The organism is Janthinobacterium lividum, from assembly GCF_011601275.1.
GTDB classification, from domain to species: Bacteria; Pseudomonadota; Gammaproteobacteria; order Burkholderiales; family Burkholderiaceae_D; genus Janthinobacterium; species Janthinobacterium lividum_E.
Genome location: NZ_JAAOLY010000016.1, coordinates 39,407 through 62,397, shown reverse-complemented (window position 1 = coordinate 62,397; position 22,991 = coordinate 39,407). Strand labels below are relative to the sequence as shown.

The following is a 22,991-nucleotide window of genomic DNA, read 5'->3' as shown; positions in this document are numbered from 1 at the left end:
AGCTTTCATGTGAGAAAATGCGGGCTGTCGATGTGGTGCGGAGCGGAGCGAAAAATGATGTGGATGGTTGGCGGTGCCCTGGTTCTATTGGTCGCCAGATTTGTATGGCTGGCCTATTTTCATCGGGTCAACGCGATGTCGCGCCAGGCGGAATTGATGAACTGGCTCGACATCGGCCGGGTGTCGAATGCCGATGGCGGCAAGGATATTTTGTTGGCCAGAAACGAGCGCGGTGCCCGGATAGACTGGCGCACGGGCGAAGTCTGGCTGATGAATCCCAAGGTGGCCGAGCCGTTTGCCGACTTTCTCGCCGTCGAGCGCTGGCTGACATTGCGCGACATGGCGCCTGTCGCCAAGCCGGCCGCAACCGAGCCCGCACCCGCAGAGCCGGAAGCGGAAGCCGCGCCGGATGCCGGGCCCGTGCGCGACACCTTGCCGGCCTTCCAGCAAAAGGTCGATGCCTGCCTGGCCAAGGCGGAAGGCGGTCAGGAATTGCTGGAAACCAAGCAAGCGTTCGAGGCAGGCAGCGAGCCCTATCTTGAGGCGTCGACGGAACTGAGCAAGACGGCGCTCGAGCTCGAAGTGTCGCCAGCCATGGTGGCCACGTTTCATATCAGCGCGTTTGCCGCCCTGGCCGAAACGGCGGGTGCCGACAAGCTGGAGCGCGTGGCGGCCAGCCTGCACGCGGCGGCCAGACAGATCAGGGCCAGCGTCGCCGTGTAAAAAGTGGGCCAGACCCGGAATGAAAAAACCGCTGATGCCCTTGCAGGTATCAGCGGTTTTTATGTATTGGTTGCGGGGACAGGATTTGAACCTGTGACCTTCGGGTTATGAGCCCGACGAGCTGCCAGACTGCTCCACCCCGCAGGCGAATTATAACCGAGTTTGTTGCATTGCGAAAGAGCGGATTGACACGAAAGGCATTTGGTTTGCAGGAGGGTGTTGGACATGCTGCGCCGCAATGGAAAAAGCCGCCGATCCCTTTGCAAGAATCAGCGGCTTTTATATATTGGTTGCGGGGACAGGATTTGAACCTGTGACCTTCGGGTTATGAGCCCGACGAGCTGCCAGACTGCTCCACCCCGCAGGCGAATTATAGCGGGGTTTGCTGCAATGCGCAATGGCCGGGGTTTCAGACCCTGGATTATGCCGCCGCCAGGCGCCACAGCGAGGTGATTTCCTTCGAGCGGGCCGCGTGCAGGCTGTCGGTGGCGTCCTGCGCGCGCGGGTGGGTGGGCTTCACGTCCAGGCGGTCGATGACTTTCAAGCCCCCCTGTTCTATCCATTCCAGCAATTGTGCGCGCGGGCGCAGGCCCAGGTGTTCGGCCAGGTCGGACAGAATCAGCCAGCCTTCGCCGGCTGGCTCCAGATGCTCGGCCAGGCCGGCGAGGAAACCGCGCAGCATGCGGCTGTCCGGATCGTAGACGGCGTATTCGATCGGCGAACTGGGGCGGGCCGGCAGCCAGGGCGGATTGCACACGACGAGCGGCGCGCGGCCGGCGGGGAACAGGTCGGCCTGCACCACCTCGACCTTGTCGGCCACATCGAGGCGGGCCAGGTTTTCGCGCGCGCAGGACAGGGCGCGCGGATCCTGGTCGGTGGCGACGATGCGGGCGACGCCGCGCTGCGCCAGCACGGCGGCCAGCACGCCCGTGCCGGTGCCGATGTCGAAGGCCAGGCTGGCGCGCGCGGGTAGCGGCGCTTCCGCCACCAGGCCCACGTATTCGCCGCGGATCGGCGCGAACACGCCGTAATGCGGGTGGATGCGCTGGCCGAGGGCCGGCAGTTCCACGCCCGTGCGGCGCCATTCGTGCGCGCCGATCAGGCCCAGCAGCTCGCGCAGCGAGGCGACGAACGGCTCTTCGCCGCGGCCATACGCTTCATTGCACGCCAGTTTTACGTCCGGCGCGCGGCGCAGCGGGATCGTGTAGTCGGCGTCGAAGGGCAGCAGCACCATGGCCAGGGTGCGGGCGCGTTGCGACTGCGCCTGGCGGTGCAAATGGAAGGCTTCCGTGGCGGACGGTTCCGGCTTGGCCAATTTGGCGGCCTTGGCCTTCTTGCTCGGCTTGTCGTTCTTGTGGTCGGCGCGCCGCGCCAGTGCCTGCAGCAGCTGGCGCGCGTTCTGGAAGTCGCCGCGCCACAGCATGGCCGTGCCTTCGCAGGCCAGGCGGTAAGCCTGGTCGGCCGTCGTGCGGTCATCGGCGATGACGACGCGCTTGGGCGGCGGCATGCCGCTTTCCGAGCGCCAGCGGGCCGCGTGTTCGGCGCCGTTTTCGCTCCAGTGGATCTGCGGATGAACGGTAGGTGAAGATGTGTCGGACATGGGATTCAATCGATAGAAGGGGGCGCGCGGCATGGTCGCCTGCGCAGGCCGTCTTCCATTATACGTTGCTGGCCGTGCCGTCTGTGCTGCCGGCGCTGTCCGTGCCATAGGCAAGCGCCAGCGCGCGGGTGCGCGCCTGCTCTTCCGGCGTGGCTTCCACTGCTTTCTTGCCGGCGTCGGCGACAGCGTCCGGCTGCACCAGTTTGAGCAAGCGCAAGCTCAGGCTGCCCGCCAGGTCGCCATCGTTGCCGCTGGCGCTGGCGCCGTCGGACAGGCCCTGATAGAGATTGCTTTGCAATTGCTGGCCCAGCAGCTTGAACAGGTCGTGCAGGTTGCCGGCGAAATGTGTGTCGGGCAATTCTTTGGCGGGCAGGCTCGCGTCTTCGGCAGAGCTTGCCTCTTCAGATGCCTCTTGCGTTTGCTCAAGGACGCCCGCGCTGATGTTCGATTGATATTGCACTTCCACTTCGAAGTCGAAGGTCTGGCCGTCGGCCGTCGTGATCTTGCCCTTGCCGATGAAGTGCGCGTTCTCATCGAGGCTGAAGGCGGCCGCGCGGCTGCTGCCGCTGGCGCCCGAGACGCTGGCGCTGGAACTGCTGAAACTGGCTCCCGCCTGCAGGTCGACGGAATCGAAGGCAACGGTGGCGCCGTCGCCGAACAGCTGGCGCGTCATGTTGCTCAAAAAATCCTGCGCCACGTCAACGGTGGCGTTGCCCAGCGCATCGGTCCGTTGCGAGAGCCCCTTGGCCGACAGGTCCAGGCCATTTTTCGACAGCGCCACCACGTCTTGCGCCGTGCGCTGCATCAGGGGCGAAGCCGCCAGCCCCGTGGTGGCGCCGCCCGTGCGGGACGGTTGCTGGCCCGCCAGCGTATTCGAGGCGGGTTGACGGCTGGCGAGGGCGGGAAGCTGGGACATGGCGGTTTCTCAATGAGCGAAGTACCGTTATTAACGGCGTTCTACGCCCATTCTTTAACCATTAGTGGTGGTGCGACCAGCTACCGTCCGCCGACTCCAGATAGGACTTGACGGCATCGGCCTGACCCGTGGCGTGGCGCTTGAGTTCGCCGCATGCGCAAATGCCCTGGTATGGCTGGATATGCGAGCAGGCGGAGACTTTTTGCAGGTAGACCTGCATGGATTTGTGACATTTTACGCACTTGAAGGTGAGGCTGCGGGCGGCTTTCATGGGTTTCCTTGAACTGTTGCGGGGCGTAGGCGGTGCCTGCGCGAAGGCGGCGATTTTAACGCACTCCGGCCATCGTTACACGTTGTTGCAACTGCGCCACGCTGAAGTCAACTGAATCGTGTCTATCACGTTGAGACACTACGGAGGCCATCTGGCACCCATTGAAGAGGTAGCACCATGGACAAGCATGACAAGGAAAAGCCTGCACAGCCCGCCAAGGAGCTGGTCAGGAAGTGGCTGAAAGCGGAGCTGGAACAGCGCCGGCCGCCGCCCGACCCCGAGCAGATCCGCCGCGAACTGGGTTGGGACATGCTCAGATTGTGCCGGGAGCCGGCCAGCCGCTAGGTAGTCGCTATTAAATCAGCGCACCGTCACCACGCTCTTGCCGCCGGATCCCGGCTGCACGAGGATGCGGGTGGCGATGCGCTCCGTCATTTCCTGTACGTGCGAGATGACGCCCACCTTGCGGCCCATCGCTTGCAAGCCGTCGAGCGCATCCATGGCCACGCGCAGGGTTTCAGTGTCCAGGCTACCGAAGCCCTCGTCGATGAACAGCGATTCCACGCGCACCCGGTTCGAGGACAGCGAGGCCAGGCCCAGCGCCAGGGCCAGCGACACGAGGAACGATTCGCCGCCCGACAGCGAGTGCACGGAGCGCAGCTCGCCGCCCATGTCCTGGTCGCGCACCATCAGGCCCAGCGACGGATTGTTCGGGTTGTCGATGCGTTCGAGCTGGTAGCGGCGCGCCAGGTGGTTCAGGTGCGCGTTGGCATAGCCCAGCAGCACTTCCAGGGTGAATTGCTGCGCGTAGTTGCGAAATTTCTTGCCGTCGGACGAGCCGATCAATTCATTCAGGCCGGCCCAGCGCCGTTCGATGACGGCTTGCGCCTCGATCTGCGCCAGCATCGCTTGCGCGCTGTGGCGCCGGGCGTCATCCTGCGCGATGGCCAGGCGCAAGCGCGTCGCTTCCTCGTTGGCAGCCTGGCGTTCCTGCAGCAGGGCGTCGAGCGCGGCCTGCAGCGCCGCCACGTCCATTTCCAGCGCTTCCGGCGGCTGCTGCACGTGCGCTGCCAGCTGCTGCCGGCGTTCGGCCAGCACGGAAACAGCCGCCGTGTGGCGGTCGGCGAGCACTTGCAGGGCGTCGCGTTCGGCGCGCATGGTGTCCGGCGCGATGGCCAGGCGCGCGTGCAGCTCGTCAAGCGTGGCGGGTGCGTGACCAGGGTGGGCATCCTGGAACTGGCGCAGCCAGCCGTGCAGGGCGGCGGTGGCGCCGTGTGCCTGCTCGCGCAAGGCGGCCAGGCGCTGCGACAGCTGCGCGCACGCTTCTTCCAGGCGCGTGCGCTGCTGGCCGGCCGACTGTGCCGCCGTTTGCCGCTGCGCCAGCTGTTCTTTGGCCTGCGCGATGGCGTCCGCCAGCGCGCGCTCGACCTCGGCCACGCTTTGGCCCTGCCATAGCGCGTTGCGCTGCGCTTGCAGCGCCGTGCGCTGTTTGTCGGCGGCGGCAAAGGCGGCGTGGGCTTCCTGCGCCGTGTGCTGTGCCTTGCCGGCGGCCAACAGCGCCGCTTCCAGTTGCGCGGCCAGGGTCGCCAGCGCGTGGCCGCGCTTGTCCTGGTCCGCCTGCTGTTTCAGCCATTGCCGGCTTTCCGATTCACGCGCCGCACGGAAGGCGGCCGGACCGGCACGCCAGCCTTCTTTCCAGCCTTCGGCGCCGTCGGCGTCGGCAAAGGCGCCATCGAGCTGCGCCAGCAAGGCATCGAGCGCGGCGCGCGCCGTCTCGCCCTTGTCTGCATTGCCCGCTTGCTGCGCCTGCAGCTGGGCCAGCCGCGCTTGCGCATCGGCGACGGCGCTTGTGCAGCGCGCGTGGTCGCTGGACGCCAGGTCGTGCGCCGCCTGCGCCTGCTCGCGCAGTGTACTGGCCTGGCGCAGCGCCGTTTCCTGCTGCGCCAGCGCCTGCAAGCCTGCCGCATTGGCCGCCAGCTGCTGCGTGAACCAGTCCGCGCGCTGGTCTGCCGGCGGCAGCTGCAAGGTATCCGCATGCGGCTGCCATTGCGCATTCAGGCCGTCAATGATGGACGGCAGTGCAGATAGTTCTTCCGCCGTTTGCGCTTGTTCGCGTAAATGGGCTGCCAGCGCCGCCTTGTGCGTGGCCAGCCGTTCCAGATTGCCGCGCGCCTGCGTGCGGCAAGCCAGCACCTCATCCTGCAAGCTGGCCAGCATCGCCTGCAAGGCGTCATCGGCATGGCTGTACGGGTGTTCCAGCGCGCCGCAGACGGGGCAGGGCTGCTCGTCCTGCAAGTTGGCCCGCAGCTGCTCGACGCTGGCCGCGCATGCCGCTTCCGCGCCTTTCAAGGATTTTTCCGCCTGCGCCAGGCGCGCCTCCAGCTGCGCCGTTTGCGCCGCTTCCTTTGCTAATGCCGTGCTTTCCGTTTGCGCGGCCTGCGCCAGTTGGGCTGCCCTCGCTTGCCAGTGCGCCAGCGCCTGCTGCTGGCGCGTCAGTTCGCTCAAGGTTTTGTCCGCGCTGGTCAAGATGCGCGCGTGCGCCTCCAGCCGGCCGCGCTGTTCCTGCAGCCCCTGGCCATCGATGGCTTGCATGGCCGCCAGCGCCTCGCGCCGTTCGGCATCGCGCAGCGCCAGCGCGGCAGCGGCGCTGGCCAGCGCATCTTGCGCCGCCTGCGTGGCGTCAAAGGCCTGGCGCACCTGCCGTGTCGATTCGGCCATGCTGGCGTCGGCCGCATCGGCTTGCGCGGCCGCTTGTCCGGCCTGGGCAAACAATTGATCCCACAATTGCCACGATTGCGCCAGCGCCTGCCACTGCTGGTGCGACGCCAGCCACTGGCTGCCCGCTTCCTGTTCCGCCTGCGCGGCTTGCTGGCGCTGCTGCAGCGCGTGCAGCGCGGCGCGCGCCGCCTCGTTGGCCTGGTCGGCACCTTGCGCCGCTTGCTTTGCCTGCTCATGCGCGGGCAAGTGTGCCGCAATGCCGGCGTCGAGCGCCTTGGCCTGGTCGAGCAGGGCCGCCGCATCGTGTTGCGCCGCTTCCCTGGCCAGCAAGGCCGCTGCCGCCAGTTGTACGGCCTGCGCCAGTTGCGCTTCGCTGGCGACGGCCTGCGCCGCCTGCGCGCGCGACGCTTCCAGCGTGGCGCCGGTGCTGGCGATGTCGTTCGCCAGACGCGCCACGTCGTCGATCAGGGGCCGCGCCGGCTGCAGCAATTCCCATTGCGCCAGCGCCGCGCGGCGCGCTTCGGCAGCGGCCCGTTCGGCATCCGCGCCATCGAGCGCCGCTTGCGCCGCCGCCATCTGGGTTTGCAGCTTGTGCGTCTCTTGGTGCCAGCGTTGCTGCAGTTCCAGCACGGCCTTGCGCAAGTCGATGGTGTGCAGGGTGGTCTCGGCTGCACCACTTGACGCTTCGGTATCGGCCCGTTCTTCCGGCGACAAGGGACGCTGGTCGGCCAGCTTTTCGCCCAGGCGTTCGAGGACCTGTTTTTCCTTTTTCGCCCGCTCGAAGGCGCGCATGGAAATATCCGTATAGATGCTGCTGCCCGTCAGGGTTTCCAGCAACTCGCCCCGTTCATTGTCTTCCGTCTTGAGGAAGGTGGAAAACTCGTTTTGCGCCAGCAGCACGGCGCGCGTAAACTGGTCGAACGACAGGCCGATGCGCTTTTCGATCTCTTCCTTGACTTCCGTCTTGGTGCCGCCGATGGGCTGCAGCGCGGGCAGCTGGTGCAAGCTCATGGCGGTTGCCTGCAGCGCGCCTTCCGCCTTGGTGCGCGAGCGGCGCACGCTCCAGCGCGCGCGGTAGCTTGCGCCGTCGTTGCCGACGAAATCGACTTGCGCGTAACCGTCGGGCGTGCCGCGGCGCAGCAGGGTGCGCGTATCCTGGGCATTGACGGTTTCCTTGCCCACGTCGGGCAGGGCGCTGCCCCGTCCCAGCACTTTCAACAGGCGCGGCGTGGCGTCGTACAGGGCCAGGCACAGCGCGTCGAGCAGGGTGCTCTTGCCCGCGCCCGTGGGGCCGCTGATGGCGAACAGGCCGGATGACGCCAGCGGTTCCTGCTGGAAGTCGACTTCAAATTCGCCAGCCAGCGAGGCCAGGTTCTTGCCGCTGATTTTCAGTATTTTCATGGTTCTTCAGTTGCGCTCAAGCGCCGGGCAGCAGTAGTTCGGCCAGGGCCGACAGTTGTTCGGGTGGTGCTTCCTTGCCGTATTTTTGCAGGTACAGGCGGCGGAAGATGTCGTCGGGCTGCAGCTGGCCCAACTGGTCGAGCGTCAGGTTCTCGGGCGCGCTGCTGCGCGCGGCGCTCGACGTTTCGATCTTCGCCAGACGCACGGGCTTGCCGTCGAGCGCCGTTTCGATGCGCGCGCGCAGGCCCGGTTCGGGCGCGTCGAGGCGCACGCGCACTTCCAGGAAGGGTTGCGCTTCCGGTGGCGCAGCGGGTATGTCGAGGGCGGCCAGCTGCGTCAGCACTTCGTTGATGGGCGCCGGCGTGGCGGGCACGCGCAAGAGCGGCACGGCGCGCGGCACTTCGATGGCGCGCACCTCAGTCAACTGCTCGCCGTCGATATCGAGGCACAGCACCTGGTGGCGGTAATTCACTTCCGCGAACGACAAGGGAATCGGGCTGCCGCAGTAGCGGATGTGCTCCTGGCCGCCCACGGCCTGCGCCTTGTGCAAATGGCCCAGCGCCGCATACGCGATGGACGTATCGAAGATCCCCGAGGGCAGCATCTCCGTGCCGCCGATGACGATGCGGCGTTCGGAGTCGTTCGACATTTCGCCGCCCACCATGTGGCAGTGGCCCATGGCAACGATGGCTTGCCCTGGCTGGCGGCGCGCCAGCGCCAGGTCCGCCAGCTGGCGGTACAGCAGGGCGATGCCGCCCAGGTAGGCATCCTGCGTGTCGCCGGCCGGCAGTTTCGGCACGTCGCCGGGACGCAAAAAGGGCACGGCCAGACACCAGGCCTGCACTTGCCCATCGCTGCCGGCGAGCGGCAGCAGCAGGCGTTCCAGGTCGATATTGCCTGCCTCGTCGCGCAGCAGATGTCCGACTACGTGGGTGCCGTGCGCGGCCAGCAGGGGGCCGGGCGCTTCGAGCCGTCCCGCCGAATCGTGGTTGCCGGCCACGACGACCAGTTGCAGCGCGGGCAGGCGCGCGCGCGCCTGCTGCAGGAATACATATAGCTGCTTTTGCGAGGCGGCCGATGGGTTGGCGTTGTCGAATACGTCGCCCGCCACCAGCAGCACGTCGACCTGTTCGGCCACGAGCGTGTCGAGCAGCCAGTCGAGGAAGCGCTGGTGTTCGTAGCCCCTTTCATAATTGTGCAGGGTCTGGCCCAGATGCCAGTCGGAAGTGTGCAGCAGGCGCATGGTGTGGCAACGGTAGGGAGGACAGGCGCCAATATAGCAGGAATGACGGCATGCGCCAGCGGCTAAATCAAGCCGTCAATGCGCCGGCGCGATAAGTATTCCTGCCATCCTGCTTGGCCTTGTACAGCAGCACGTCGGCCCGCTGCAGCAGGACGGCGGGCGAAATGTCTTCGTCGCGGTAGAAGGCCAGGCCGATGCTGGCGGAAATGCGCACGGTGATGCCATCGAGTTCGAACGGCTGCTGCATGGCGGCGACGATTTTTTCGGCCAGCACGGCCGCGTCGTCGGGCCGTGTGATCTGTTCCATGATGATGGTGAATTCGTCGCCGCCCAGGCGGGCGATGATGTCGGTGGCGCGCATGGTTTGCGTCAGGCGCTGGGCGAAGGCGCGCAGCAGGGCGTCGCCGGTGCCGTGGCCGTGCGTGTCGTTGACGGGCTTGAAGCGGTCGATATCCATGTACATGACGGCCATCAGGTGCTGCTGCTGGCGGCTCGCGTGCATGGCGTCGCTGAGTTTTTGCTGGAAGCCGGCGCGGTTCGACAGGCCCGTGAGCGCATCGACCTGGGCCAGCTTCAGCAGGCGCTGTTTCTCGCGCTTTTGCACGGTGATATCCTGGCGCATCACGTGAAAGCCCACCACCTGCAGCTTGTCTTCGCCGATCTGCGGGATGTAGATCACTTCCAGGCAGCGCTCGATGCCTTCCTTGTCGTCCTCTTCCTCGAAGCTCAAGGTTTCGCCGGCCAGCACGCGCTCGATATACGGCGCCACCGTGCGGTAGCGCGCCTCGCCCACCGTTTCGCGCACGCTCTTGCCCAGCGCCTGCCGGCCCGTCAGGCCGAATTCGCGTTCATAGGCGATGTTCAGGAAGCGATAGATCTGGTCGGCGTCGATATACGCGATCATGGCTGGCAAGGTGTCGGCGATGGTGCGCAGGCGCGCTTCGCTTTCCAGCAGCGCCACTTCCGATTCGCGCAAGGTGGTGATGTCGTCCAGGGTCCCCACGTAGCCTTCGATCCGGCCGTCGACGAGGATGGGCGCGATCTTCACGGAGACCCATACCAGCCGGCCGTCGCGCTGCAGGTAGCGCAGGGTTGACTGGAATGGCGCATGGCTGCGCGTGAGCTGCTCCAGCGCCACGTGCATCAGCGGATAGTCGTCCGGATGCAGGGCGCTGGTCCAGCCGGCGCCCAGGGCGGCCGCGCGCGGCAGGCCCGTGATCGATTCGAAGGTGCGGTTGACGTAGGTGCAGCGGCGCTGGCGGTCCAGACGCACCAGCCCCAGTGGCGAGGCGTCGTTGACGGCGGCCAGCTCGGCCTGTTTCTGGCGCAGTTCCAGTTCCTGCTGGCGGCGCTGCGAGATATCCTCGGCAATGCACAGGATATGTTCGATCTGCTGGCGCTCGTCGAACACGGGCACGGAGACGGCGCGCAGGTAGCGCAGGCTGCCGTCTAGCAGGCGCAATGGCTTTTCCGTATGGTCGATAACGCCGTGCTCGGCCAGGATGGCGCGGTCGTCTTCGGCATCGTGCAGGCCGAAGTCGGGCGGGAAGGCCTGGAAATCGGTCTTGCCGATGACGTCGGCGGCCAGGTGGCCGGTGATGTCCTCGGCCGCCTTGTTCCACACTTCCATCTGGCCGAAATTTTCCGGGCGCGCGCTTTTCACGTAGACGAGCACGGGCAAATGGTCGATCAGCGATTGCAGGAAGCTGCGGTTATCCTGCAGCGCCAGTTCGTCGTGCTTGCGCGCGCTGATGTCGCGCGAAGTGACGGCCACGCCGTCGGCGATCGGCACCACCTGGTGGCGCAGCCAGCGCGTGCCGCCCGAGGCCAGCGGCAGCTCGAATTCATCTTCCAGCGGCTGGCGCGTTTCCATCACCAGCACGAAGCGCTTGAAGAAACGCTCGCCGCGCAGCAGCGGCATCTGCGGCAGCACGCGCTGGCCCAGCAGTTCGGAGCGCGGCTTGCCCAGCATGTCGGCGGCCCGCTCGTTGATGTCGGCAAAGGTGAAGTCTTCCACCGGTTTGCCCGGTGCGGGGCGCCAGGCTTTCAGCAGCAGCACGGCATCGAGGCTGCCCTGGTGCGCCGCGCGCAGCAGCGCCTGCGTTTCCTTGGCCTGGCGGATGCTGCGGCGCAGGCGCGCGCTCTGGCGCATCAGCAGGGTCGTAAAGCCGGCAATGAGCACGCTGGCGGCGAGCAGCGCGCCGATATACACGATGCGGCGGTGTTCGAAGCGCGCCAGGGCGACGGTGCGGCTCACGCCCACCACGGCCAGCAGCGGGTAGCGCGGCAGCTCGTGGTAGCTGTAGATGCGCGACGTCGCGTCGACGGGCGGCTCGATCAGCAGTTCCTCGGCGGCGTGCTGCGGCGGTCCCGGCATGCGAAAGTCGATGCGATCGCTGAGGATCAATTGCTCGCCGATGCGCCCCACCGTCAGGCCGCTGTCGCGCGCCACCAGCATCAGCGCGCCATGCTCATCGAGGTTCAGGCGGTCGTAGTCGTCGACAAAATACGTGGGGTCGACGAGGATGACGATGGCCCCGGCGAAGCGGCCCTGGGCATCGTTCAGGCGGCGCGCCAGGCGGATGGTCCAGCGCTTGCCGTCCGCGTCGAGCATGGGCGTATCGACCAGGGCCGTGTCGGATGCATTGGCGGCCAGCGCCCTGAAAAATGGCTGCGTGGCCAGGTTTTCCGGCAGATAGGCGTGGGCGCTGTCGACCACATTGCCCTGCGCGTCGATGAGGGCGATCGGCAGTTCCAGCTTCGATGGCAGCACGCTGTCGAGCAGGCCCTGGCGGCGCGTGAATTCATTCAGGCGCAGGCCGCCATCCGTCTCCTCGTATTTGAGCTTGAACAGCTGCGTGGCGTGGTCCGTCTGGCGCAGGGTGAAACTGGTATGGTCGGCCAGGGTGCGCGCCAGCGACTGGCTGACGGCCACGGCGTCGCGCACGGCGCTGGCCCGTTCCTGGCCCACCTGGTAAAAGACGGCCGCCCACAGCGCCAGCAGCAAGATGAGCGCGAACAGGGGCACCAGGCTGAGACTGTACAGGCGGCGGGCAAGGCGTTGCAGGGGTCTTGTTATCGCTATCACGGGCGCTTGCAGGCTAGGGTCATGAAAAAGGGAAGGGCGGCGTGGCGCGCATCATAGCCGAAATATGCTGACCTGCGCGCTGCCTGCTGCCCTAGCGTCTGTTCGTGGTCTGTCGCTGGCCTTATTTTGCGTTAAATCAAGTATCTGTGGTGCCGCGCACGCTAAAAAAAGCACGCCGGCGGTGACACGGGCTGGCGGCGTGGCAGAAAAAGTACAATTGCGCCCCCATCCTCATTAAAATGGATGCTTCTACCTCCCATATCGAAAGTTGTCATGCAGAGTAAAAAGCCCGATGCTGCACGGCTGGACAAGATCGTGGCCGAAGCGCGCCGCGCCGCCGACCAGCGCGAGAGCGGCTACCGCGAGCGCTCGCTGAAGATGTATCCGTGGGTATGCGGCCGCTGCATGCGCGAATTCACGCGCGCCAACGTGCAGCAGCTGACCGTGCACCACCGCGACCATAACCACGACAACAATCCGCCCGATGGCAGCAACTGGGAACTGCTGTGCCTGTATTGCCACGACAATGAGCACTCGCGCTACCTGGAAGCGGACCGTGGCGCCGGCCTGCTGTCGGCCGAGGTGGCGCCGGCCACGCACAATCCGTTTGCCGCACTGGCGGGCCTGATCAAGAAAAAGGACTGAGCGGGCCGCGCCGCTTTCCCCATGCGCATCTTGCTGACCGAAGACGACCCGCAGCTGGGCCGCGCCACGCAGATCGGCCTGGAGCAGGGCGGCTATGCCGTCGACTGGGTCACGAGCGCCGAGCACGCGCACACGGCCGTGCGCCTGCACGACTATGGCTGCATCCTGCTCGACCTGGGCTTGCCGGGGCAGGACGGCATGCAGGCGCTGGGCGTGCTGCGCGATAACGGCTACAGCGGGGCCGTGCTGGTCGTCACGGCGCGCGACAAGGTAGGCGAACGCATCGCCGGCCTCGACGCGGGCGCCGACGACTTCATCGTCAAACCGTTCGACCTCGACGAACTGGCCGCGCGCATCCGCAGCGCCTGCCGCCGCGCCGTCGGGCGCCTGCGCGAAAACCTCGTGCACGGCGACCTGGTGCTCGATATCGCGGACCGGCAGGTGACGCAAGGGGGATTGCCCGTGATGCTGACGGTGAAGGAATTTCGCATCCTGCAACTGCTGCTGGAACACGGTGGCCGGGTGCTGAGCCGGGAGCAGCTGGAGAAAAACCTGTACAGCTGGGGCGGCGAGGTGGAAAGCAATGCCGTGCAAGTGCATATCCACCACCTGCGCAAGAAGCTGGGGCGGGACTTGATACGCACCGTGCATGCGATCGGTTATTGCATCGACAAGCCCAAAGCGGCCTGACGAAAAAAAGGCGGCCCGCAGGCCGCTCCCTTGATCAGAAATCGACGGTGGCCGACAGCCACAGACGGCGTCCGTCCAGGCTGTTGACATAGCGATTGGCGTAGGTCAATGCCGGTGCGCGGTATGGCTGGTAGTCGATGAAGTCCTTGTTGAGCAGGTTGTACACGGCCGCGTTCAATGTCACGCGTTTGTTCAGCTGGTAGCTGGTGCCCAGATGCAGCATGGTATAGCCCTTGTAGTCGCCCAGCGCGGCCTTGGCGGCGCGCGTGGAAGCCGACGTGCCTGGATCGCGGAAGCGCTCGCTGCGATACTCGGCGCGCAGCCAGCCATTCCACTCGCGCGAGATATCCCACGACAGGCGCGCGTTGACGGCGTGCTTGGGCGTGTCGCTGAGCGGCTTGCCCGCGTTGCTGCCGCTCTTCTGTTCGCTTTCCGTGTACGTGTAGTTGGCGCTGGCCGACAAGGTCTTGCCGAGCGGGAAGCGCGTATTGAGCTCGACGCCGCGCGTGACGGCATCATCCACGTTGACGGACTGGCTAAACGCATCGACGTTGGGCCAGTTGCCGAAGCTGACGCAGCCGGGACGGTTCGGCGATGGACGGTAGTCGCAATTGACGAGGCCCGTGCCCGTCGTGATCTTGTCCTTGAATTCGTTGTTGAACAGGGAGCCGCTGGCCGTCCAGCCTGCCAGGTTATCGAAATAGGCGCCGATTTCCGTCGTCGTGCTCGTTTCCGGTTTCAAGTCCGGGCTGCCGACGAGGGGAATCGTGCCCTGGCCGCCGAAACCGTTGATGCCTGGCGACAGTTGCTCTACGCGCGGCGTCTTGTAGCCCTTGCTGACGCCGCCCTTGACGGTCCAGCTCTGTGTCGCGTTCCACACGGCATAGGCGCGGGGGCTGGTCTGGCCGCCGAAGATGCTGTGATCGTCATAACGGGCGCCGAAGGTCAGCGCGATGTTCTCCAGCACTTGCCATTCGTCTTCCACGAACAGGGCTTTTTGCGTGAATTCGAATTTCTTTGGCGCCACGCCATCCGTCATGTCCGCTTTCCACCATTGCGCGCCGACTGTCGCCATGTGTTTGCCCAATGGCATGACCAGCTTGGTGTCGAAGACCTGGCTTTCCACTTCCAGGGTGCGCGCGCTGCCGGCCACGGCGCCTGGCGTGCCTGGCGGAATCGTGCGGCCCAGCGTTTCCGTCTTGTTCACCATGTAGCTGCTGTCCAGGGTGCCGAAGCCGAAGCGGCCCGTGTGCGACAGGGTCCACTGGTCGCGGTTATATTTCTGCTCCGGGCCGTAGCCGCCCTGTACGCTCTTGGTGCCGAGCTGTCCGTTCGAATTATCGTAGGTCTGGCGGCCCGCGTCGGCATCGAGGATGACGGTGTGGTAGCGGTTCGGCGTAAAGGCCAGGCGCGCGCCAAAGTTCTCGACGTCCGAGCGCACGGGATTGGCGCCCATGCTGGCGGCCGTGTCCGTGCCGGCGGCGTTGGGGACGCGGATGTCGGCCGCATCGCGCCGCTGCTTGCTGCCGCGCAGGGACAGGCCCAGCAGGTCGGTGGCGATCGGGCCGCTCAGGTAGAAGCGGCCGGCCTTGACGTCGCCGAAGTCCGATTCCTGCTGCGCGGTATAGTCGGCCGAGACCGAACCCATCCACTGCTTGCCCACCTTGCGCGTGATGATATTGATCACGCCGCCCATGGCGTCCGAGCCGTACAGGGTCGACATGGGGCCGCGGATGATCTCGATGCGCTCGATGGCGGCCAGCGGCGGCATGAAGCTCGTCTGCGTGCCGCCAAAGCCGTTCGGCGTGACATTGCCGGCCGCGTTCTGGCGCCGGCCATCGATCAGGACCAACGTATAGTCGCTGGGCATGCCACGGATGCTGATGTTCATGCCGCCCGTCTTGTCGCCCGCCGCGCCCACGTCGATGCCTTCCACGCTTTCCAGCGCCTGCGTCAGGTTGCCGAAGCGCTCTTTCGACAGTTCCTGGCGCGTCAGCACCGTGATCGAGGCGGGCGCCTGCTTGATGTCCTGCTCGAAACCGGAGGCGGAAACGACCACTTCCGGCATGCTGGCAGGCGCGCCCGTCTGGGCGTGCGCCGGCAGGCAGGACAGGGCTGCCAAGGCCAAGGCCAGGGCCAGGGCCAGGGTGGTGGGACGCGGCAGGCGCGTGCGGTGGGTGCTGTTGGACATGCAAACTCCTGATGGTGGATGTGTTATTGGTTTTTGTTGCTGGTGCAAGCTAATGGGAATCATTGATGCAATAAGAATCATTTACAATTGCGGCCATGGCTACCCAAAAAATATGTCGCTTCGGATCTTGCGCAGAAGTTCTTAAGAGATTCTTAACGGCTGGCGGCGGCGTGAAAACCTGGTCCTTGCGGCGCACCTTGCTGGCCGTGCTGCTGGGCCTGACCCTGGCCCTGTGGGTGGGCAGCGCCGCCATCGTGTACGTGGAGGCGCGCCGCGAAAGCCAGGAATTGTTTGACCAGTCGCTGATCGAGACGGGCCATCTGCTGCTGTCGCTGGTGGAAAAGGATGCGCGCCAACATGGCTTGACGGGGCCCATCGACGTGCCCCTGCGCGGCCATCCGAATCCGCACCAGTATTTGCTGTTCAAGGTGCGCGACGCGCAACAGCGCGTCTTGTACCGCAATGATGCGGCGTCCGACATCGCCCTGTCGCGCAACGCGCCGGACGGCCTGTCGTGGACCAGCATAGCCGGCCAGCGCTGGCGCCTGTTTTCGCTGTGGGACCCGCAGCGCAGCCTGCAGCTGCTGGTGGCCGAGCCGACCAGCCACCGCGACGACATCAGCCGCGGCTTCTTTTACCGCATCGCGCTGTTCGGCCTGCTGCTGGTGGCGCTGGCCACCATCGCCATCTGGTGGAGCATCCACCGCGTGTTTCGCGTGCTGCAGGCATCGGCCGATGAAGTGTCGGCGCGCACGCCCGATGAACTGGCCGACGTCAGGCTCGCGGGCGCGCCCGCCGAGCTGCATCCGCTGCTGCTGGAAATAAACCGCCTGTTCGGCAGGGTGCGGCAAAGCCGCGACAACGAGCAGCGCTTCACTGCCGATGCGGCGCACGAACTGCGCACGCCGCTGGCCGCCATCAAGACCAATCTGCAAGTGCTGCAGCGGGCCCGCAGCGAGGACGAACGCGCGGAATTCATCGCCGCTCTGGGCGCCAGCGTGGAGCGCGCCACGCGCCTCGTCAACCAGTTGCTGGCGCTGGCGCAGCTCGATCCGCAGTCGCAGGCGGAGACAGGGCTGGCACCGGGCGACCTGGCGCACCTGCTGGCGCAGCAGGCCGCACAGTGGCAGGCGCTGGCCGCGCCGTACCGGCTGTCGCTGAGCGTGAACATGGCGCCGGCGCCGTGCGCGCTGCACGCGGACAGCCTGAAGATGCTGCTGCGCAACCTGGTCGAGAATGCGCTGCGCTACACGCCGGCGCAGGGCTCTGTGGTCGTCAGTTGTGGCGTGGAGAATGGGCGCAGCTATGTGCGCGTGGCCGATACGGGGCCCGGCATCGCCGAGGAATGGCATGAGCGCGTATTCGAACGCTTCGTGCGCCTTGGGAGCACAGCGCTGCCCGGCAGCGGACTGGGACTGTCCATCGTGCGCCGCATCGCCGAGCGGCATGGGGCGAACATCGTGCTGGGCGCCGGTTTGCAGGGCAGGGGGCTGGCGGTGACCGTCGTGTTTCCATGACGGCCCCGCCAGCCGTGCTTCACATGCTTACAGCGACTTGAGGAAAGCCAGCAGCGCGTCGCGGTCCGTCTTCGATAGGTTCTCGAAACGCTGGCGCGCTTTGGTCCCTTCTCCGCCGTGCCACAGGATCGCTTCCGTCAGACTGCGCGCGCGGCCGTCATGCAGGTAGCCCGCCTTGCCGCCGCCATTGCCCATGACTTTTTCCGTGTAGCCGATGCCCCACAGGGGCGCCGTGCGCCACATGCTGCCTTGCGCCTGGCCTTCCGTGAAGGTGTCGGCCAGTTCGGGGCCCATGTCGTGCAGCAGCAAATCGGTGTAGGGACGGATGGTCTGGTTGCGCAGTTCCGCAAACAGATGTCCCGCACCCGTCTTCATCTCCACCGTGTGGCAGGCGGCGCAGCGCATGCCCTGGAACAGTTTCGAGCCGGCCGCCACCTGCTGCGGGTCGACCTTGAGTTCCTCGATCGGCGCCACGCCTTTCGGGAAACCGCTGGCGATGCTGCGCTGGGCCGGCACAGCCACCAGGGCCAGGTATTGCGTGATCGACTGCAGGTCCGCTTCCGAGATGCCCGGCTGGGCGCCTCCCGCCGCGCAAGCCACCGGTCCGGCCATGCAGGCGCGGTTGCGGTACACGGGCGAGGTGACGGCCATGTCCAGCAGCAGCGCGTCGGCGGCCTGGTGGCGCAGGGTGGCTTTCGCGGCCTTCCAGCCGAAGCGGCCCAGGCGCACGGCGCCCGCCTCCGGTTCATACACATAGTTGGGCAGGCCCTTGACGCCGTCGGCATCCGGCGTGCTGCGGGCGCGCGCCAGGATGTCGGCTTCCGGCACGGCTTCGAGCAAGCCCGTGCCGATCATCGGCGGCGCCGCGCGCAGCGAGACGACTTGCGGCACGGGGCCTTCGAAGGCCAGCGTCGGTTTGCGCAGTTCGACCTGCGTGCCATCGGCCAGGGTGGTCTTGCGTGCCGTGAAACCGGCCACGCTGACGCTGTTGCCCCAGTTCTGCGGCACGCCAGAAGGCGACACGGCATTCATCTGGATCGCCGTGCCGTATTGCGGGTGCGGCACCTGCTGGCCCGCCGCATTCAGGCTGGCGACGCGCACGGCCATCGTGTCGAGGCGCTGGTTCAGCGCCACGGGCGCGGGGCTGCGGCCATTGTTGACGTGGCAGGCGATGCAGGCCGACTGCCCGTAGCGCTGTCCCTGCAGGCCTACGGCGGGTGCGTAGCGGTCGTTGCCGCCTTCGTTGTGGTCACCCGTGGTGAAGTTGGTGTGCACCAGGCGGCGGCCCTCGACGAAGCGCTGCATGTTCTGCATGCCGATATTGTTGTGCGGCTGCTGGAACATGAACAGGGCGTTGTCCGAGTAGTTATACGACACGGAGCCGAGGCCGCCGGACAGCGTTTCTTCCGGCAGCGGCACGCCATTGAGGCGCGGTTGCACGCCGTACCACGGCCGCAGTCCCGCGCCCACCACGTACGTCCATTCGTAGGAGTAGTAGCGGATGCCGCCGTCATCACCTTTCGAGGCCATCGAGGCGGTGGTCGAGAACATCGATGGCGACACTTCGATGATGTCGCCCGCCGTCAGGGCGCGCGCCTTGACGTCGGTGCCATTCGGCATGCCGTTGGCATCGAGTCCGCCATGGCCCGGGTACTCCTTGATCAGCAAGGTGCAGGCGCCATTGATGCCGTTGGCGTTCGTCAGGCGGTCGTTGGCCGGGTAGGCCGTCGGCTTGCAGACGGGGACGTTGCGGTCCACCAGCTCGCCGGGCGACATCCAGCCGTAGCCCGTCACGCCAGGGCGGTCGAAGCCGCGGAAGAAGGCCACGCCGCCGGACAGGAAATCGACGGTGGTGTACTGGTTGACGATCAGGGTGGGTTTCACCACGCCGCGTACACGGCTGTTGTCGATGATTTCCACGCCCCAGGTGCGGTTCTTGAAGTACTGCGGCACGAAAGTCAGGTAGTTGCCCGGCCCCTTGTCTTGCGGCATGCCTGTGACGGGATCGACCGTTTCATTCGGGCCGTAGCCGATGTCATTCCATTCCTCGCCCCGCTCGCGGCCGTGGCGCGCCAGGCCGCGCGCGCCGAAGCGCGTCACCAGGGTGCCGTCGGCCAGGGTGAATTGCAGGCTTTCCAGCGGCTGCGCGGCGGCTGGCAGCGGCGCCATGCCCGCGCCGTTGGCGGGAAATTTCAGCGCCGACGTCGCGGTCGACGGCAGGCTGTTGTCGCTGCCGGGCGTCTTGAAGCTCACTTCCAGCAGCGAGTAGCCATACTGCGTGGCGCGCGCCACGCCCTGCAGGCGGATGTAGCGGGCATGGATGCCCAGGTTGAAGAATTCCTCCGTGCCGCCGCGGCCATTGCTCACGTAGCGGATTTGCGACCAGTTTTGTCCGTCGTCGGATACTTGCAGCGCGTACTGCATGCCGTACGCGTTTTCCCACAGCAGTTTCATGTAGCCGACGGGCGTTTTGACGCCGAAGTCGAACTGGATCCAGGCGCCGTCCTCGAACTTGCTGGCCCAGCGCGTGCCCGTCTTGCCATCGATCGCCATGGCGGCCGACATGCCGTTGTTCTCCACGGGCGAGGAAGTGGCGGCCACGGGCGAAATGGTCACGCCGGGCTGGCCCGGATCGATGGTGACCGGGAGCGGTTCGGTGACGGGCGGCGTCACGGGCGGCAGTACGGGTGTACCCGAAAATGCCTGGATTTCAAAGATGGAGTAACCATACTGACCCGCGCGCTTGACGCCCTGCAGGCGCAGGTAGCGGCCCTGCGCCGTCAACCCCGTGATGTCCTCGACGCCGCCCTTGCTGTCGCTGACGTTCTGGACGGTGGTCCAGTGCGTATTGTCGTCCGATACCTGCAGCAGGTAGGCGCTGGCGTGCGCGTTTTCCCAGGCGATATGCACGCGCGTGATGCGCTGCGTGCTGCCGAAATCGAGCGTCAGGTATTCATTGTCGGAGAAGGCGCTGCCCCAGCGCGTGCCGTCGTTGCGGTCAATCGCGGCGCTGGCCGACAGGTCGCCCCGTTCCGCCGAGCTGGCCGTGGCGGAGATGGGCGTCAGCGCTGTTTCCGCCGATGCCTGCGCCAGCAGGCGCTGCGCCATGGCGGGCGTGGCCGGATTGTCGCCGCCACCGCTACCGCCGCCGCATGCCGCCAGCAGCAGGGCCACGGCCAGCGGCAAGCGCCGCCTGGAAAAGTGGATAAGGCCGGCCTGGTGCCGCCGGGGCCGAAGCAGGGATATGTGCATGCTATCTTCCTTGTTTTTATTGATGATGCAAGATTGTGCCGGCTACCTCGGCATCCCCGCCGATGTGTTGCGCATGCTGCAGCGTCACGGCGGCGCCTTGCGGCCAGGGGACGGCAAGGAGGAGCATGGCGGACAAAGATGGGGAGTGATTTTAATTGCCTCATGGCAATATTTCATTAAGTTATAGAAGCGCATGAGGCATGTCAAGAGATCTCGTGCGCTTGTCATCCACTGTGCATGTCACCCGGGTTTTTTGCACTGTGCTGGTGCGCAAGGTGAGTGAAAATGTGCGATAGCATGAATAAAATTCAGGAAAAAATGCGTGGCGCGCGACGGGAATGCGGTATCTTCCTGAAATGCCTGCCGACGACGCGAGCCCCTTTTTGAGGAAGAACTGACCTTGCCGATTTCACCCGCCGCACCGATACCCGCGCCGCTCTCCCTGGCCGCCGCGCGCGCCTTGCACCTGGCCGCGCAGGGCTTGCTGCAGGCGCGGCGTAAAAAGGCCGTCAAGGCCGACGTGCTGTCCGCCATCCGCCAGATGGGTGTGCTGCAGATCGACACCATCCACGTGGTCGCGCGCAGCCCGTATCTTGTGCTGTGGAGCCGGCTGGGCGACTATCCGCAGCCGTGGCTCGAGCAATTGCTGGCCGAGGGCGCGCTGTTCGAATACTGGGCGCATGAAGCGTGCTTTGTGCCCATCGAAGACTATGGCTTGTACCGCCACCGCATGCTGGACCCGGCCGCCATGGGCTGGAAGTATTCCGTCAAGTGGATGGCCGAGCAGGGCGAGGCCGTCGCTTCGGTGCTCGAACATATCCGCGCCAACGGCGCCGCGCGCTCGGCCGACTTTGAACGCACGGATGGCAAGGCGGGCGGCTGGTGGAGCTGGAAGCCGGAAAAGCGCTCGCTCGAAGTGCTGTTCACGTCGGGCGTGCTGATGATCGCCAAACGCCATCAGTTCCAGCGTTATTACGACCTGGCCGAACGTGTTTTGCCGGGCTGGCACGACGGCTTGCTGCCGACCGAAGAACAGGTGCGCCGGCGCCTGCTGCTGGCCAGCGTGAAGGCGCTGGGCCTGGCGCGGGCCAGCTGGATCAGCGACTACTTCCGCACGAAACAGCCACGCGCCAGCCTGGCGCACGATCTGCAGGCGCTGGTGGACGAGGGCGCGCTGCTGCGCTGTACGGTCGACGGCTGGATTGACGCCGTGTACGTGCATGCCGAGCACGCGGAGTTGCTGCGCGACGCGGCCGCCGGCAAGCTGGCGCCCACCCTGACGACGATTTTATCTCCGTTCGACCCCGTCGTCTGGGACCGGCGCCGCGCGCTGGAACTGTTCGGCTTCGACTACCGGCTCGAATGCTACACGCCCGCAGAAAAACGCCGCTATGGCTACTTCACCTTGCCGATCTTGCGCCGCGGCGCGCTCGTGGGACGGCTGGACGCCAAGGCGCACCGCGCGCAGGGGCGCTTCGAAATCAAGTCGCTGGCGCTGGAAGACGGCGTGCGCGTCAGTCCCCGCCTGGTGCAGGACGTGGCCGGCGCCGTGCAGCGCCTGGCGCTGTGGCATGCGTGTCCGCAGGTCGAGATAGCCCAGGCGCAGCCGGCCGCTTTTGGCGCGCTGCTGGCCGAGGCGCTGCACGACGGCGGCGCCCCCGCAAGGAAGGCCGCATGATGCTGCCGCCGGCTCCGCCCGCGCTGCTCGACGCCGACGGCCAGCCATGTTTTGGCCGCTACACGGGCCAGCTGGACGCTTTCGACTGGGCCGCGCTGGCGCCGCCGCACGCACGCGGCGGTCTCTGGCGCTTGTTCCACCACAAGCGCTGGCATTACGTGGCCCTGTCGACACCGGCCGTATTTTGCGGCGTGGCCATCGTCGACCTGGGCTGGACCAGTACGGCGTTCGCGTATGCCTTCGACCGCCACAAGGGCAAGATCGTGGCGACCTTTTCGCAGGATGGCATCCTCGGCTTGTGCGCGTCGGTTGCGCCGCATGCGGGCGCCAGCAGCCGTTTCCGGTTTTTGTCGCAGACAATCAGCATCGAAACGCAGCCGCAGCAGCGCTACCGTTTGCGGCTCGATTGCGGCCATTTCGGCATCGATGCGGAATGGGGGCCGCCTGTGGCGCCTACCTTGCTGGCCATCGGCCCCGTGGGCGAGGGCGGCAGCGTGCATGCGACGCAAAAGTCGGGCGGCTTGCCCTTGTGGGGCACCGTGCGCTGCGGCGCCGTTGGCTACAGCTTGGACGACGGCGTGGCCAGCTTCGATTATTCGAACGGGCTGCTGGCGCGCGAGACGGAATGGCGCTGGGCTTCGGCGCATAGCCTGGACCTGGGTTTCAATCTGCAGGCCGGCTATTTCGGCGCGCATGAAAACGCGCTGTGGCTCGATGGCCAGCTGTATGCGCTGGGCCGCGCGCATTTCGACTTCAATCCCGACAATCCGCTGGCTCCGTGGCATGTGTGGACGGACGACGATCTGCTGGACCTGCACTTCAAGCCGGAAGGCGCGCGGCGCGAAGACAAAAACCTGTGGATCGCCGCCAGCCGCTACATCCAGCCCATCGGCACGTTCAGCGGCTGGGTGCGCACCAGCGCGGACTCTCCCAAGCGCATCGTGGCGCAACTGGCGGGCGTCACGGAAAGCCACCGCTCGCGCTGGTGAGCATGCTTTTTCGCGAAACACATCGCAAGGTCAAATTTATTTGCCTGCGCATCCTTTACACTGGCGCAC

At 66.1% G+C, this 22,991-nt stretch carries 16 protein-coding genes and 2 tRNA genes; 8 read left to right on the top strand and 10 right to left on the bottom strand.

The features are described 5' to 3' along the window. Positions 1-54 precede the first annotated feature (54 nt). Positions 55-723, top strand: a complete 669-nt coding sequence (locus GYK42_RS22150) for a hypothetical protein (protein ID WP_166449235.1) — start codon at positions 55-57, stop codon at positions 721-723. Positions 724-790: 67 nt separating this feature from the next. Here GYK42_RS22150 and GYK42_RS22145 read toward each other — a convergent pair. From GYK42_RS22145 to GYK42_RS22125, 5 genes are all read right to left on the bottom strand, one after another. Then, positions 791-867 (bottom strand) — tRNA-Met (locus GYK42_RS22145). Positions 868-1,010: 143 nt separating this feature from the next. Continuing rightward, positions 1,011-1,087: transfer RNA gene (locus tag GYK42_RS22140), tRNA-Met, on the bottom strand. Positions 1,088-1,144: 57 nt separating this feature from the next. Continuing rightward, positions 1,145-2,323: a methyltransferase gene (locus GYK42_RS22135; protein ID WP_166449234.1), complete on the bottom strand. Its 1,179-nt coding sequence runs from the start codon at positions 2,321-2,323 to the stop codon at positions 1,145-1,147. Positions 2,324-2,381: 58 nt separating this feature from the next. Beyond that, the gene (locus GYK42_RS22130; RefSeq protein ID WP_166449233.1) at positions 2,382-3,239 is read right to left on the bottom strand and encodes a hypothetical protein; all 858 of its coding nucleotides are present in this window, start codon (positions 3,237-3,239) and stop codon (positions 2,382-2,384) included. A 61-nt stretch (positions 3,240-3,300) separates the two neighbouring features. Next, positions 3,301-3,510, bottom strand: a complete 210-nt coding sequence (locus GYK42_RS22125; RefSeq protein ID WP_034755039.1) for a hypothetical protein — start codon at positions 3,508-3,510, stop codon at positions 3,301-3,303. Between the two features lie 177 nt (positions 3,511-3,687). Between GYK42_RS22125 and GYK42_RS22120 the strand changes: the two genes are divergently transcribed. Further along, the gene (locus tag GYK42_RS22120; RefSeq protein WP_166449232.1) at positions 3,688-3,855 is read left to right on the top strand and encodes a hypothetical protein; all 168 of its coding nucleotides are present in this window, start codon (positions 3,688-3,690) and stop codon (positions 3,853-3,855) included. Between the two features lie 15 nt (positions 3,856-3,870). Here the strand turns inward: GYK42_RS22120 and GYK42_RS22115 are convergent, their stop codons facing one another. From GYK42_RS22115 to GYK42_RS22105, 3 genes are all read right to left on the bottom strand, one after another. Next, on the bottom strand, positions 3,871-7,629 hold the full coding sequence (locus GYK42_RS22115) for an AAA family ATPase (RefSeq protein WP_166449231.1): 3,759 nt from the start codon (positions 7,627-7,629) through the stop codon (positions 3,871-3,873). Positions 7,630-7,645: 16 nt separating this feature from the next. Continuing rightward, positions 7,646-8,872, bottom strand: a complete 1,227-nt coding sequence (locus GYK42_RS22110) for an exonuclease SbcCD subunit D C-terminal domain-containing protein (RefSeq protein WP_166449230.1) — start codon at positions 8,870-8,872, stop codon at positions 7,646-7,648. A gap of 67 nt (positions 8,873-8,939) precedes the next feature. After that, positions 8,940-11,960: a PAS domain-containing protein gene (locus GYK42_RS22105; protein WP_346768149.1), complete on the bottom strand. Its 3,021-nt coding sequence runs from the start codon at positions 11,958-11,960 to the stop codon at positions 8,940-8,942. A gap of 273 nt (positions 11,961-12,233) precedes the next feature. Between GYK42_RS22105 and GYK42_RS22100 the strand changes: the two genes are divergently transcribed. Both GYK42_RS22100 and GYK42_RS22095 read left to right on the top strand, forming a co-directional pair. After that, on the top strand, positions 12,234-12,605 hold the full coding sequence (locus GYK42_RS22100; protein ID WP_034755042.1) for a YajD family HNH nuclease: 372 nt from the start codon (positions 12,234-12,236) through the stop codon (positions 12,603-12,605). A gap of 21 nt (positions 12,606-12,626) precedes the next feature. Further along, a complete protein-coding gene (locus GYK42_RS22095) occupies positions 12,627-13,295 on the top strand; it encodes a response regulator (protein ID WP_166449229.1) in 669 nt (222 codons plus the stop codon). A 34-nt stretch (positions 13,296-13,329) separates the two neighbouring features. On the opposite strand, the gene GYK42_RS22090 is transcribed toward GYK42_RS22095, so the two are convergent. Then, on the bottom strand, positions 13,330-15,486 hold the full coding sequence (locus tag GYK42_RS22090) for a TonB-dependent receptor domain-containing protein (protein ID WP_166449228.1): 2,157 nt from the start codon (positions 15,484-15,486) through the stop codon (positions 13,330-13,332). 170 nt (positions 15,487-15,656) lie between these two features. Between GYK42_RS22090 and GYK42_RS29610 the strand changes: the two genes are divergently transcribed. Continuing rightward, positions 15,657-17,003 (top strand): sensor histidine kinase, encoded by a 1,347-nt coding sequence (locus GYK42_RS29610; protein WP_346768148.1) that lies wholly within the window; start codon positions 15,657-15,659, stop codon positions 17,001-17,003. Between the two features lie 27 nt (positions 17,004-17,030). On the opposite strand, the gene GYK42_RS22080 is transcribed toward GYK42_RS29610, so the two are convergent. Beyond that, positions 17,031-20,255: a di-heme oxidoredictase family protein gene (locus GYK42_RS22080; protein ID WP_166449226.1), complete on the bottom strand. Its 3,225-nt coding sequence runs from the start codon at positions 20,253-20,255 to the stop codon at positions 17,031-17,033. On the opposite strand from GYK42_RS22080, the gene GYK42_RS22075 reads away from it, so the two are divergent. The 3 genes from GYK42_RS22075 to GYK42_RS22065 all read left to right on the top strand — a co-directional run bounded on the left by GYK42_RS22075 (position 20,254) and on the right by GYK42_RS22065 (position 22,922). Further along, complete coding sequence (locus GYK42_RS22075; RefSeq protein ID WP_166449225.1) at positions 20,254-20,442, top strand: hypothetical protein; 189 nt, start codon at positions 20,254-20,256, stop codon at positions 20,440-20,442. The genes GYK42_RS22080 and GYK42_RS22075 overlap by 2 nt on opposite strands. A 213-nt stretch (positions 20,443-20,655) precedes the next feature. After that, on the top strand, positions 20,656-21,933 hold the full coding sequence (locus GYK42_RS22070) for a winged helix-turn-helix domain-containing protein (protein WP_205711507.1): 1,278 nt from the start codon (positions 20,656-20,658) through the stop codon (positions 21,931-21,933). Then, positions 21,930-22,922: a DUF2804 domain-containing protein gene (locus GYK42_RS22065; protein ID WP_166449224.1), complete on the top strand. Its 993-nt coding sequence runs from the start codon at positions 21,930-21,932 to the stop codon at positions 22,920-22,922. Before GYK42_RS22070 ends, GYK42_RS22065 begins: the two co-directional genes overlap by 4 nt. Positions 22,923-22,991 lie beyond the last annotated feature (69 nt).